Origin of the sequence: Rugamonas aquatica, from assembly GCF_009380215.1 — a bacterium.
Lineage (GTDB): Bacteria > Pseudomonadota > Gammaproteobacteria > Burkholderiales > Burkholderiaceae_D > Rugamonas > Rugamonas aquatica_B.
In genome coordinates this window covers 64,176-77,000 of sequence record NZ_WHUG01000008.1, presented here as the reverse complement: position 1 = coordinate 77,000, position 12,825 = coordinate 64,176, and the positions used below count along the sequence as shown (strand labels likewise).

Annotated in this window: 10 protein-coding genes and 1 tRNA gene; 5 read left to right on the top strand and 6 right to left on the bottom strand. The window is 64.5% G+C overall.

Going from position 1 to position 12,825, the window contains the following annotated elements; all coding sequences use genetic code 11:
• Positions 1-861: 861 nt before the first annotated feature.
• A complete protein-coding gene (locus GEV02_RS19530; protein WP_152839552.1) occupies positions 862-2,088 on the bottom strand; it encodes a tyrosine-type recombinase/integrase in 1,227 nt (408 codons plus the stop codon).
• 165 nt (positions 2,089-2,253) lie between these two features.
• Positions 2,254-2,338 (bottom strand) — tRNA-Leu (locus GEV02_RS19525).
• A gap of 106 nt (positions 2,339-2,444) precedes the next feature.
• On the opposite strand from GEV02_RS19525, the gene GEV02_RS19520 reads away from it, so the two are divergent.
• Entirely contained in the window at positions 2,445-4,091 is a 1,647-nt protein-coding gene (locus tag GEV02_RS19520; RefSeq protein ID WP_152839551.1) for a mechanosensitive ion channel family protein, read from the top strand.
• Here the strand turns inward: GEV02_RS19520 and GEV02_RS19515 are convergent.
• From GEV02_RS19515 to GEV02_RS19500, 4 genes are all read right to left on the bottom strand, one after another.
• Complete coding sequence (locus GEV02_RS19515) at positions 4,060-4,827, bottom strand: hypothetical protein (protein WP_152839550.1); 768 nt, start codon at positions 4,825-4,827, stop codon at positions 4,060-4,062. The genes GEV02_RS19520 and GEV02_RS19515 overlap by 32 nt on opposite strands.
• Before the next feature lie 67 nt (positions 4,828-4,894).
• Positions 4,895-6,154, bottom strand: coding sequence for a voltage-gated chloride channel family protein (locus tag GEV02_RS19510; RefSeq protein WP_152839549.1), 1,260 nt, complete (start codon positions 6,152-6,154; stop codon positions 4,895-4,897).
• 60 nt (positions 6,155-6,214) lie between these two features.
• Positions 6,215-6,454: a DUF6566 family protein gene (locus GEV02_RS19505; protein WP_070272096.1), complete on the bottom strand. Its 240-nt coding sequence runs from the start codon at positions 6,452-6,454 to the stop codon at positions 6,215-6,217.
• Between the two features lie 83 nt (positions 6,455-6,537).
• Positions 6,538-7,980 (bottom strand): M20/M25/M40 family metallo-hydrolase, encoded by a 1,443-nt coding sequence (locus GEV02_RS19500; RefSeq protein ID WP_152839548.1) that lies wholly within the window; start codon positions 7,978-7,980, stop codon positions 6,538-6,540.
• A gap of 135 nt (positions 7,981-8,115) precedes the next feature.
• Between GEV02_RS19500 and GEV02_RS19495 the strand changes: the two genes are divergently transcribed.
• The 4 genes from GEV02_RS19495 (at position 8,116) to GEV02_RS19480 (ending at position 12,822) form a co-directional block, all read left to right on the top strand.
• Positions 8,116-8,646, top strand: coding sequence for a GNAT family N-acetyltransferase (locus tag GEV02_RS19495; RefSeq protein ID WP_152839547.1), 531 nt, complete (start codon positions 8,116-8,118; stop codon positions 8,644-8,646).
• Positions 8,647-8,787: 141 nt separating this feature from the next.
• Positions 8,788-9,219: a glycine zipper 2TM domain-containing protein gene (locus GEV02_RS19490; RefSeq protein ID WP_152839546.1), complete on the top strand. Its 432-nt coding sequence runs from the start codon at positions 8,788-8,790 to the stop codon at positions 9,217-9,219.
• 109 nt (positions 9,220-9,328) lie between these two features.
• Positions 9,329-10,366, top strand: a complete 1,038-nt coding sequence (locus GEV02_RS19485; RefSeq protein ID WP_152839545.1) for a protein kinase domain-containing protein — start codon at positions 9,329-9,331, stop codon at positions 10,364-10,366.
• 125 nt (positions 10,367-10,491) lie between these two features.
• Positions 10,492-12,822 carry an FtsW/RodA/SpoVE family cell cycle protein gene (locus GEV02_RS19480; RefSeq protein WP_328595865.1) on the top strand — a complete coding sequence of 777 codons (2,331 nt, stop codon included), beginning with the start codon at positions 10,492-10,494 and terminating at the stop codon, positions 12,820-12,822.
• Positions 12,823-12,825: the final 3 nt, after the last annotated feature.

Here is a 12,825-nt window from a genome sequence, read left to right as displayed (position 1 = left end):
TGAAATGTCGCCTGAACGGGAATAGCGAAGAAGTGCAACTGGCGAATCGAGTGTGTCACATCGTCCATTCACGTGACACCCCAATTGCGATGAACTGCAGTTCGCTCCGATGAACTGCGGTTCGCTGCGATAAACTGCAGTGCTGGGTCATACAGGCATGGTGTAATCAAAGCTGGTAAGTGTTTCTGGCCACCGTGCTTGCCGCAGCAAGGACGGTTTGTAAAGGCCCCGGGACACCACTCCCGTGTATGCGGTCTATTCACTGCTTGCCCGCGCCGCATGCGCGTATGGCGCCGCGATCCGCTCCTTGTAGAAGCCTGATCGCGGTGGGACCAGTTACCCAGGGTCCATGGGGTGTGCTTCGCACACGTTGTCGGCCCACGAGGGGCAAGGTGGCAAGCAGCGTTCTGCTGCGCTGATAGCGGTAGATCCGCTGTCACTGGCCGCCGTCACTGAGAAAACAGCGGCGGAGCCCATATAGCGCTTGGTTGCTAGCGCGTCGTCACTGGCAGCAGGCCGCCAGTAACGACGCGCGGTTTGCGCCGCGGACTAGGGCGGCGCTTCGACATGCACGCGGCGGCAGATCGCCGCGTGCGGTGGGGACGGTGCGTGAATGCGCACGATGTGACGCGCATCGCCCTCTGGGGAAGGATGCGCAATAAGGATGCAGCCAATCCAGGCTGATCGCAGGTTCGCTCAAAGGCGAAGCCAATCTAAAAACGAATGTGGGGACTAAGGGCGCGTGACGAGCGCTACGCCTGGCGCGATGCCAAGATGCGCGAAGGGCGATCCTTCGCGACGAAAAACATATTGTGCGCCATCCGGCTCGTGGCGGCATCACTTAGATAAAACTATCTTCGATTATTTGTAGTCGAGGCTATTTTGCATTGCGCGCAGTCCGTCAAGATAGTCGGCCCAGCGCTGCATCATCTCTCGTCGTGCCGGCAAATGAGCGGTCCGGTTGTAGGCACGGCCATTCGGGTCTTTGACGCGATGCGCTAGCTGGTGCTCGATCAGGTCAACGCGCTCGCCAAGAACTTCGTCCATGATCGTACGCGCCATCGCGCGGAAGCCGTGTGCTGTCATCACCTCTTTGCTGTAGCCCATACTGCGCAAGGCGGCGTTGATGGTGTTCTCGCTCATACAGCGGTCATGAGTGCGCATACCTGGGAACACATACCTGCCCTCCCCGCTCAATCGATGCATCTGTCGCAGTATGTCGACCGCCTGCTTAGGAAGCGGCACGATATGGTCATTCTCCATTTTCATCTTGACGCCAGGTACGCGCCACTCGCCTTTAACAAGATCGAGCTCCGACCACTCCATCGCGCGGATCATGCCAGGGCGCTGGAATAGCATCGGTGAGATCTTCAGCGCAGCCATGGTGTATGGATGCCCTTCGTATCCGTAGATGGCTCGCAACAGTGCGCCGACCTTTTCAGGCTCCGTGATGGCCGCGTAATGCCCCTCTGGCACGGACGCCAAGGCGTCGCCCAGATCGCGCGTTACATCGCGCTCTGCGAGCTCACAGGCCACGGCAAAGCGAAAGACCTGCCCCACCGCGCGCTTGACGTTATGGGCCGTCTCCAACGCGCCGCGATCCTCGATGTGCCTCAGCGCGGCGAGAACCTGGCGTGGCCGGATCTCCGCGATCGGCATCGCGCCGATGACAGGGAAGATATCCTTGCGCAGCCAGTTGAAGATTTTTCGCCGTGTGCCCTCGGCTCGTTCGGCCTTGGTCTTTTCGAGCCACAGAAGGGCCACCACCTCGAAAGTGTTGGACGCCGCCATCTGTCGCACGGCCTTGGCGCTGCGACGCGCTTGCGCTGGATCTTTGCCACTCCGTTGAAGTGCGCGCGCCTCGTCGCGGCGAGCACGCGCCTCACTAAGCGACACTTCCGGATATGGTCCGAACGAGAGCCGGCTTTCCTTGCCCGACGCCTGACGAAACTTCATGCGCCACAATTTGGAACCGGAGGGGATGACTTCAAGGTAGAGCCCGCCACCATCGAAGAGCTTGTAAGTCCGCTCCCGGGGCTTGGCTTTCCGGATCTGGGTATCGCTCAACGGTACGACGGGGATCGGCATTATGGGGGCATTTTAAGGGGGCATCCCAAAAACTGCCCCCTAAAATGCCTCCAAAACCGCGAGCTGTCAACAGACCTCAGCAGCTTTTGGTGGACTCAGATTTGAGATTTCTCCTATGAGAAGGAGAAAAACCGTGACGCGCGCGGACGTCTGCGGATGAGGTAATGGTGCTCCGAGCCGGAATCGAACCGGCACGCCTTGCGGCGGGAGATTTTAAGTCTCCAGTGTCTACCAATTTCACCATCGGAGCGACAGAGCCCGTGATTATGCCACGAACCGTTCATAACTGCCATACCGGCAACTGTCGAATCCGATAACATGGCATCATTGCTAATATCTACGCCACAAGGAAAGCCATGTCCGTTCTGCGCCGCCTGCTCTTCGCGATGCTCTTGATATTGTTCAGCGGCCTCGCATCCGCCGCCGACACCACCACCCTCCCCGCCCCGCAATCCGCCGCGCCCACTGCGGCCAAGCTGGTCTTCGCCAACCGCACCATCTTCGTGTTCCGCTCCGCGCTAGCCGGCTATCCGCCCGAAGACCGCGCCGGCGGCGCGCACAAACGCCTGGAAGCAGCACTGGCCCGCAACGGCGCACAGCAACCGGGCGTGCATCCGATCAGCGAAGGCACGCAGGTGATGTTGGACGGCGTCCTGCTGTTCCTCGTCACGCCGGCCGACATCAACCCGCTGGCCGGCGATACCACCGACAGCGTCGCCAACGAAAGCGCCGCGACGCTCGGCAAGGCTTTGCTGGAGCGCCGCGAACAGGCCAGCCCGCGCTATCTGCTGATCGCGGCGGCGCTGTGCGCGGCGGCCACCTTGGCATACGGCCTGATTCTGCACGGCCTGCGCCTGATGCACCGCTGGGTGGGCAAGCGCTCCACGCAGGCCATCAGCCGCCGCCTCGGCCAGGTCAAACTGAAAAACGTGCGCGTACTCGACGCCGAACATTACGTGGCCTTCATGCGCCAACTGGTCAACCTGCTGATCTGGGGTCTGCGCCTGATGGCGACCTATCTGTGGCTGGCCTTCGTACTCGGCAAAATTCCCTACTCGCGCAGCTGGGGCGAGCGCCTGCAGGACTACCTGATCGACGTCGTCACCGGCGTCGCCCAAGGCGTCATCGAAGCGCTGCCCGGCCTGGTGCTGGTGGGCGTCATCGCCGCCATCGCGCGGCTGGTGATGCTGACGGCAGGCTCGGTCTTCCAGCGCGTGGAAAGCGGCGAACTGCAAATCGCCTGGCTGGACCGCGATACCGCCACGCCCACGCGCCGCATCTTCAACGTCGTGGTCTGGCTGTTCGCGCTGGCGATGGCCTACCCTTACCTGCCCGGCGCGCACACAGCGGCGTTCCAGGGCGTGTCCGTGCTGGTGGGCCTGATGGTGTCGATCGGCGCGTCGAGCATAGTCGGCCAAGGCGCCAGCGGTTTGATACTGATGTACGCACGCTCCCTGCGCAAAGGCGAATACGTACGCATCGGCGAATCGGAAGGCACGGTGGTCGAACTGGGCATGTTCGAAACCCGCCTGCGCACCGGCCTCGGTGAGGAGATCACCATGCCCAATGCCTGGGTGCTGTCCAACACCACCAAGAACTATTCACGCGCCCACGCCGGCACCGGCTATGTGCTCGACACCACCGTCACCATCGGCTACGACACGCCATGGCGCCAGGTGCACGCGATGCTGGAGCTGGCCGCCACGCGTACCGAGGACATCGCCGCCACGCCCAAGCCTTACGTGATGCAGATCGGGCTATCGGATTTCTACGTCGAATACCGTCTGGTGGCCTATGCCACCGTGGAGACGCCGCGCCGCCGCGCGGAGGTGCTGAACCAGCTGCATCAGCACATCGTCGATGTGTTCAATGAGTTCGGTGTGCAGATCACGTCGCCGCACTTCACGCAGGAGCCGGCCGCGCCGCATGTGATCCCGAAAGAGCAATGGCATCCGGCGCCGGCCGTCGCGCCTACCGATTTGGCGCGGGACGAGCAGCCGTAGGCGCCGCAGCTACCGGTTTGTCGAGCTGATAGTAGGCAGCCACGCGGTGCCTGGCCTCGGCCCAGGCCTGGTCCCATTTTGCACTATCGAGTTGCGGCAGCGGCGCGCACCGGCTGTGGTCCTGAAGGCAGGTCGTGCGCTCAAGGCCATAGTAGGCGGGCCAATGGCGGTCGTAGTTTTGCGTTTCACGGAACTGGTCCGCCACTGCAAATGCGCGGGCCAGCGCCTGCCGGACCTCGGCCGGATGCTCTTCCAGATACTTGACCGCCTTGGCGCTGGCCGGCGGACCGGCCACCACCAGCGGCATCTTGAAGAAGCCCTCATTGTTGATGATCTCAACGCGCCCCGATTCGGATGCATAGCGCAGCGCGTCATACCAGCCCAGCACCTGCTCGGCGGCGATCATGGGAAGGATTTGTTCCGCACCCTGCGCTGGCAAATAAACGGCGCCAAGTATCTCCAGCGATTCCAGCGGTGTGTAGCGGAACGGCGTGCTTTGAAAATCGGCCAGAATTTTATCGAGTGCCGGCCGCGCCGCTGCATCATTGCGCGAGAAGCCCTGCACCACAGCGTTGAATATGCGGCGCCGCACCTGGAACGGCGGCGGCGCGGTATTGGACAACACCAGCGATTGCGGCGCAGGTCCTGGCGGTGTCGGTGTGATCGTGGGTATCGCTATCTGCGCCTGCGCCGACCATGCCGCCGCTGCCATCAAGCCCGCCAGTATTCTTCTCATGCACCGCTCCAAAAAAAGGGGCAACTATACCTCGCGGCGTGCCCCTCAAAATGCGCGGTTTGTCACGTCATGCAGGCGGCTTGCGATCGCGCGCCACCGGCGGCAGGCGGTGCTTGAGCATGCCGACCTTCTGCGCGCGGTAGATGCCGGCGTGGCCGGAGAACAGATAAGCCACCACACAGGCCAACGCCGCAAAAGGTCCGATCTGTGGACCGAATAATTCGATCGCCATGATGGTCGAGGCCAACGGCGTGTTGGCCGCGCCCGCGAACACGGCGACGAAGCCCAGCCCCGCCAGCATGGGGAACGGCAGATGCAGCAGCGGAGCCAGCGCGTTGCCCAGCGTCGCGCCGATGTAGAACAGCGGCGTCACCTCGCCGCCCTTGAAGCCGCTGCCCAGGGAGGCCACGGTGAAGGCGAACTTGCCGAAAAAATCCCACGGCGCCAGCGGCTGCTGGAACGCTTCGACGATCACCGGAATACCGAGGCCGATGTAGCGCGTCCCCACCAGCCACACAGCCAGCGCCACCACCACGCCACCGATCAGTGGACGCAACGGCGCATACGCCACGTGCCGTTTCATGAAGGCCGATGCGGTGTGGGTGGCTTTGGCGAACAGCATGCCGGTCAGGCCGAACACGATACCGCCAACCAGCACGGCGGCCAAGCTCCAGAATCCGATCGCCGCGATGCCGTTCATCGCGTAGTGAGTGTGGTGCACGCCCCACGCCATGCCCACCTGGTCGGCGACAATGGCGGCCACCATGCAGGGATAGATCGCGTCGTAACGCAGGCGGCCGATGGCCAGCACTTCCAGGCCGAAGATGGCGCCGGCCAGCGGCGTGCCGAACACGGAGGCGAAACCGGCGCTGATGCCGGCCATGAGCAGGATGCGCCGCTCGGCGTGGCGCAGGAGGAATACGTGGGTGAGCTGGTCGGCCAGGGTGCCGCCCATCTGCACGGCGGTGCCTTCACGGCCGACCGAGGCGCCGAACAAATGCGAGATCACGGTGCCGATCAACACCAGCGGCGCCATGCGCAGCGGGACGACGCTCTTGGGATCGTGGATTTCGTCGATCAGCAGATTGTTGCCCGCTTCGACGCTGCTACCCAGCTTCAGGTACACCCAGCCGACCGCGAAGCCGGCCAGCGGCAGCAGCCAGATGATCCACGGGTGCGCCTGGCGCCAGCCGGTCGCGCGGTCCAGGGAGAACAGGAAGAAGGCGGAGGCGGTGCCGCTCAGCAGCGCAATCAGACCCGCGATGAAGGTCCATTTGCCGATATACGGCAGCAAGGCGATTTGTTCGGGATAGCGGCGTGATTTCATCTGACTTGCATACTAGCAAATTCGCCAGATGACGGCAATCTGCCGCCCGGGAACGCAAGCTCAGGCCAGCCGCACCAGCGGGTTGGCGATGATGTTGTCGATCTGTCGTATCGCCTCGTCGCAGGCGGCGGCGATGGCTTCGTCTTCGGTGTCGCGCACGAACTGCATGGTCGCGCCTTCGAACACCTCCACGCCGTCCGCGCCGGCGCGCTCGATGTCGCAACTGGCGGTCCAGCGGCGATCCGTGGTCGGCAGCGCGGTGGGCACGATCTCCCAGCCTTTGTAGTGAATCTTGTCCATGACGGTCTCCTTGTTAAGTAAGCAGACTATCACGACGAACAGCCGCGCCGCGCACGGATGCGCGCGGCCTCGGCCTCTGCCGGTCAGTCTTCCTCGGCGTCCTGATGGGCGGTGCGGCCGATCGGCTGTTCCATATTCGCAAGGAACCAGCTCAACGAAGTCATCACGGCGACGTGGCGCTTCAGCTCCAGCGTGCTGACCTTGTCCAGCGTATCGGCCGGCGTGTGGTGGTAGTTGAAGTAGGCCGAGGTATCGACCATCGGCTCGAACACCGGCACGCCCGCGCGCTCCAGCGGGCCGGTATCGGCCGCGCCGGCGATGTCGCGGCGCTCGAACAGGCCCGCGCCGATCGGCGCCAGCGCATCCTTCAGCGGCGCGAAGTACTTCACCATCGGCGGCGTCACGCTGCCGATGAAGCCGAACGGACGGCCACCGCCGCTGTCCGACTCGATGGCGGCGAAGTGTTTATCCAGCTTGTCCTTGTTCGCGTCAAAGTAAGCCTTGCCACCACGGGTGCCGTTCTCCTCGTTCATCCAGGCGATCACGCGGATGGTGCGGCGCGGATGCAGGTCCAGTTTTTTCAGCGTCTCGATGACGCCCATGGCGCCGGCCACGCCGGTGCCGTCGTCGTTGGCGCCGGTGGCCAGATCCCACGAATCCAGATGGCCGGAGACGATCACCACTTCGTCGGCCTTGTCGGTGCCCGGCCAGTCGGCGATGACGTTGAAGCTGTCGGCGTCGGGCAGGTTCTGCGGGGTCAGCGTCAGGTGCATCTTGACCGGGCCGCGCGCCAGCAGGCGGTCCAGCAGCAGCACGTCTTCGGTGGTGATGGCGGCGGCCGGGATGCGCGCGGCGTCGGTCAGGCCGGTGACGCCGGTATGTGGAATGCGGTAGTTGGCGCCGCCGACCGAGCGCACCAGCGCTGCCGCCGCACCCAATTCAGCCGCCATCTTCGGACCGATGTAACGGAAGCCTGCGCCGGGGCCATAGGCCTGGCCGGCATGGCCACGGTCGGCCAGCTCCTGGTCGAACGGCACATCCATCAACACGATGCTGCCTTTCACCTGGGCCGCTTTGGCTTTCAGTTCATCGAGACTGCGCACCACCAGCACCGGCGCGGTCAGGCCGGCGGCGGGCGTGGCGCCCGAACCGCCCAGCGCCGTCAGCACGACCTTCTGCGTGATGCCGGCCGGGCGGCCGTTGTAATCGACCAGTTCCGCCGTCTCCACGCCGCGCACCCAGTGCGGCACCTTGACCGGCTGCAGCGTCACCTTGGCGCCCAGCTTGCGCATGGCGGCGGCCACCTGCTCCACCGCCGCAGCGGCGCCCGGGGAGCCGGAAAGGCGCGGTCCCACCAGATCGGTCAGGTCGGCCAGACGCTCGTAGGCCCAGTCGTCCTTCATCGCGCTGTCGCGGATCTTCGCCAGCGTGGCCGGGTCGTTGGCCGGCGCGGCGATGGCGCCGGCGCTCAGCAGCGCGCCAGCAAGAACGGTCAGGGACAACGGGAATTTGAAGACGGATCTCATGCGTTTCCTAAGAATGGTAGGGGTAAGTGCCAAAACCATCTAAACGATAACCTATCGTGGAGATCTTGTCATCAATGTTGATTTGTCATGGCCGTTGCACTACCATGAAACTTCAACTTTGCGACGAAGGCGCCTATGCTCAAGGGTTCACTCTGCACCGTGCGTCACCTGCTGACGGCCGACCTGAACACGTTCATCGCGCTGGTCAACGACCTGCCCTCGCGCGGCGATCATTTTTCTTCCCACTTCAAGTCGCCGGAAGCGATGCGCAAGGAATTCGCGCAAAACAGCTTCGTCACCGACGACAGCGAGCTGTTTGTCATCGAGGACAGCCTGCACCACATCGTCGGCGTCATCACCCATTTCAAGAGCCGCACCCCGACAACGCGCGAAATCGGCTACCGCCTGTTCGACGCCAAGCTGGCCGGGCGCGGTTATGTGACCGAGGCGTGCCGGCTGCTGGTCGACCATTTGTTCAAGGCCTATCAATACCACCGGCTGGAACTGCTGTCCGCGCCGGAGAACGCGGCCTCGGTCCGGATCGCGCAAAAATGCGGCTTCCGCGCCGAAGGCACGCTGCGCCAGAGCTTTTTTATCAACGGCAGATACCAGGATGTGCAGATTTTCAGCCTGCTGCGCCCCGAATGGGAGGCCCAGCGGGGGTGAGGGCTAATTGTTACAAGCCATTACCGGATCGGCCGGTTTGTAAGCATGTGTATAAGACGTGGTGTATTCCTACCCAGGCTATATAGTGCAGTTACTGGCTAACGAATCATTCCGATCCGGGCCGCAGCAAGGGGAACTACCATGTTGAGCAAAAAATTGATGGGTGTCGCGTTACTGGCCGCAGCAGCAGTATCGTCGTCGGCCTACGCAGGCGACCGTGATTTCAACACGGTAGCCGGTGCTGTGGTCGGCGCCGCAATCGGCCACAATGCCGGTGGACGCGATGGCGCCATCGTCGGCGGCCTGGTTGGCGCGGCGGTCGGCAACAGCATCAGCACCAATGACCGCTACTACGATCGCGGCGGCCGCAGTGGCCGTTATGTGGAGACTCGTGTGTACACGCAGCCCGCACCGGTGTACTACGAACCGGCCCCGGTCTACTACGCTCCGGCGCCACGCTACTACGCCCCGCCTCCGCGCGTGGTGTATGTTGAACCGGCCCGCCCCTACTATCGCGAGTATCGCGAAGAGCGCTGGGAGCGCCACCATCATCACGATCGCTGGGACCGTTAAGCTCCCGGTCTGCATAGAAGCCCCGCCCAGTGCGGGGCTTTTTTCATTCCGCGCGGTTTTCCGCCTCCCCCGGCTAGCCCAGACCAACGGCGCGGGCCGAGGGGAAATCATGACGACAGCAGACGCAATCATCGCTTTGGAACTGGGCCACTACCGGCTGCGCGAGCAGATCGGCGGATCGGCCTACGGCATCATCTGGCGGGCCAGCGGGCCTCCCGCCACGCGCGATGTCGCCGTCAAGTTCATCAACCGCGAACAGATGGAGCGCGCCCTGCCCGCCCAGCGCGACCGCTGGATCGCCAGCGCCAACAACGAAATCGGCTTCCTGCAATCGCTGGAACCCTGGGACGAGCGCCACATCGTGCGCCTGCTCGACAGCGGCTGGCATGAAGGCTTGCCGGTCCTGGCGCTGGAACTGATGGCGACGGACCTGGGCAAGCACATGGTCGCCCTGAAAGGCCGTGGCGAAACGATTCCGCTGCCACGCATCCTCAATTGGCTGGCCCAGATCAATCAGGCGCTGGCCAAGGTGCACCAATACGGTTGGCGCTACCTGGACCTGAAGCCGGCCAATGTGCTGCTGGATTGGGATCTGGCTACCGTCAAGCTGGCCGATTTCGGCACCAACCGCCAGTTGGCCAGCCTTCAAGTTCACTCGTATGCCGGCACCGCCAATTGGCAGGCGCCGGAGCAGTTTTTCCCGGCCGACGGCGGCGGCTACGCCACCGGCCCGCGCAGCGACTATTTTTCGATGGGCGCGATGTTCTACTTTCTGGTGACGGGCGGCCTGCCGCTGCGCTTCTGCAGCGACTGCGGCCAGGCCTATCGCGAACATCACACGGCCGGCGCCGATCTGCTGCGTCGCCTGAACGGCGGCGCAATTCCGACGGCGCTGCATGCAGAGGAAGCGGCGCGTTTCGCGGCCGCGATTCCAGCGCCGGTGCGCGATGCGGCGCTCGATCTGCTGAAGGCTTTGCTGCATCCCGATCCGGCGCAACGCCCACGACACGCGCTCCAGATCAGCCGCATGCTGCATGCGATCCAGGGCGTCAAGCCGGAACGCGGCGCGTTCGACGCCGCCGATCCGGTTCACAGCATGAACCGTCCAACCGCCGATAACGGCTGGCGTCACATCGGGGGGGTATGATGGGGATCTCTTTGCGCTTGCCTTTCATGACGGCGCCGGCTGCGCGGCCAGCGGTACGTTCTCCAGTACGCCGGGCCGCGTTCGACAGGCGAAGCTTCGGCGAGCTGTTCGCAGTGATTGTTCGCGTGGCGGCTCGCAATACGGGCCTCGCCATCACGCTTGCTCTGCTGGCAGTGCTGTGCAGCTTTCAGGCGCTGGCCTTACTGCGCGCTCCGGCCGCGTGGATGCCGGCCGCCATCACGGTCAAACTGGCGCCGGGCGAAGCGATCGCGCTGGGCCAGCACGAACTGGCGGCGCCACAGTCCGACCGCAACCACCTGTCGCTGCGCCGCGATGCGCTGGATGGCTGGATGCTGCGCAATCTGAGCGCGACGCGCCAGGTGATACTGCTGCGCGACGGCGGCGAACAGCGCATGGGCAGCACAGCGCTTCAAGCGGGCCAGCGCTTCCAGATCGACAGTGCGCTGTTCGAGGTGCGAGCCGCCGATGCCGGCAGCATCACCTTCGCCCGCGATGGTCATGAGTGGCGCTATGACGGCGCGGTGCTGTATCGCGACGGCCATCAGCAAGCCAATTGCCCGGAGTCGCACGTGGCGGCCAAGCTGCTGTCGTTATGGAACCGCGCCATGCCGGGTGTGTTGACGATAGCCCGTCCGCTGTCCTTCGGCGGCAATCTGTATTGCGACAACCGCCTCGGCCTGGCGCAGGTGACGCCCGGCGCAGCGCAGCTTGCGCGCAGCAACGGCGGGCTGCAACTCTCGGCCGGCAATCCCGACGGCGACCGCGCGGCGCTGCTGGTGCACAGTGCAGGATCGCAGATCGACTTACGCAAGCAGGAGGCATCGCTGGCCGGCGTGAACGCGATCGTGGTTGGACATACCCGCTTCCAGTTGAACGCAGACGGCGGCCAACTGACGCTGCACCCAAGCCGCCACGTGAGCCTGTTCAGCGCACCGGACCTGAAACTGCCGGAACGCGTAACCTGGCAATGGCAGCAACGGACGCTGTGGGAAGGCGGACAATCGACAGCCACCTGGATCGGCCTCGCCGCCAGCATGGCCTGCATGGCCGCCGCCCTCGCGTTTTCCGCGTTCCGCCATGGCGGAACGGCGATGCTGCTGGCTGCTGGCGGTGTGCTGGCCTGCGGCGTCATCGCGCTCGTATCGCAGCGCGCCGGCCACCCGCCGAGCGCCGCCTGCTCGATGCTGCTCGCGGCCTGCGCGCTGCTGTTATGGCTTGCACTGCCAGGCCGCCTGACATTGCTGACCGCCGCCGGCGTGGTTCTGCTGGCCGCCGGCCTGCTGTCGCAACTGGAGCTCGGCCTGGGCGCCCCCGAATCGTCCTGGCTGCGCTACTACCAGAAAAGCGCCGCAATGCTGGCAATAGGCGTCGGCCTCGGCGGCCTGCTGCGCCTGTGGGCGCAACGTCAGACCGCACACCGCGCCCACCTCCAGCAACGCAGCATCGAATGGCTGCTCGCCCTGTTCGCCGCAGTCGCACTGGCCGCGCTGGCCGCGCAGGTATTGTGGGGCGACGAAACCGGCGTCTTCGACCTGCAACCGGTGGAACTGGCAAAGCTCGCCCTGACCGCCCTCACCGCGCACTGCCTGGCCCTGCGTTTCAGCTGGCACGCAGGCCCGCAAAAGCTGTCCGAACACGGCGCCCGCTGGCTGCAATTGATCGCTCCTGCGCTGCTGTTCCTGGCCCTGCTCGGCCTCTCGCTGGTGCAGGTGGACGACTTCTCGCCACTGATCCTGCTGCTGGTATGGAGCACCGCCATGGCCTTCGCCTACGCCCTGGCCGCCCGCAACCGCAAGCTGGGCGGCGCGCTGATCGCCATGGTGCTGACCGCCATCGGCGCCATCGTCTACCTGCGCTGCGTCGGCACGGACGACCTGATACGCTGGGGCTTCTACGCCGACCGCTTCCTGGTCTGGCTCAACCCCACCGAACACCCGCACACCGGCCAACAACTGCTGCTGGGCGCGCGCGCCATCAGCGACGGCGGCTGGCTGGGCGCCGACCATTGGCTCGGCCTGCGCTCGCTCGGCATGACGGCAGGCAGCGCCGTGCAGATCCCGGCCGTGCAGGACGACTTCGCCGCCTCCTTCTTCCTCAACCGCCACGGCCTGGTCGGCGGCCTGCTGCTGTGGGTCGCGCAGGCCGCCTTCCTGGCCGGCATCGCCTTCACGGCCGCCCGCGCCTACCAGGCCGGCGCAGCGGCACGCGACTTCCGCCACGCATGGTCCGGCCGCTTCCGCTACTTCGCCTTGTGCGGCGGGGGCGCCTTCGCGCTGGGCCACTTCCTGCTCTCGTGGGGCACCAACCTGGCGATCTTCCCCATCATGGGCCAGCCTATGAGTTTTCTCTCGGCCGGCGGCAGCCACCTGCTGTTTTTCCTCTGCCCCCTGCTAGCGTTTAGTGCCATCAGCGCGCAATCTTTAGAAGGAGAATGAATC

Bases quoted from the DNA above. Each gene is read 5' to 3' on its own strand.
- GEV02_RS19530 (WP_152839552.1), bottom strand. From the start codon at position 2,088: ATGCCGATCCCCGTCGTACCGTTGAGCGATACCCAGATCCGGAAAGCC.
- GEV02_RS19520 (WP_152839551.1), top strand. From the start codon at position 2,445: ATGTCCGTTCTGCGCCGCCTGCTCTTCGCGATGCTCTTGATATTGTTC.
- GEV02_RS19515 (WP_152839550.1), bottom strand. From the start codon at position 4,827: ATGAGAAGAATACTGGCGGGCTTGATGGCAGCGGCGGCATGGTCGGCG.
- GEV02_RS19510 (WP_152839549.1), bottom strand. From the start codon at position 6,154: ATGAAATCACGCCGCTATCCCGAACAAATCGCCTTGCTGCCGTATATC.
- GEV02_RS19505 (WP_070272096.1), bottom strand. From the start codon at position 6,454: ATGGACAAGATTCACTACAAAGGCTGGGAGATCGTGCCCACCGCGCTG.
- GEV02_RS19500 (WP_152839548.1), bottom strand. From the start codon at position 7,980: ATGAGATCCGTCTTCAAATTCCCGTTGTCCCTGACCGTTCTTGCTGGC.
- GEV02_RS19495 (WP_152839547.1), top strand. From the start codon at position 8,116: ATGCTCAAGGGTTCACTCTGCACCGTGCGTCACCTGCTGACGGCCGAC.
- GEV02_RS19490 (WP_152839546.1), top strand. From the start codon at position 8,788: ATGTTGAGCAAAAAATTGATGGGTGTCGCGTTACTGGCCGCAGCAGCA.
- GEV02_RS19485 (WP_152839545.1), top strand. From the start codon at position 9,329: ATGACGACAGCAGACGCAATCATCGCTTTGGAACTGGGCCACTACCGG.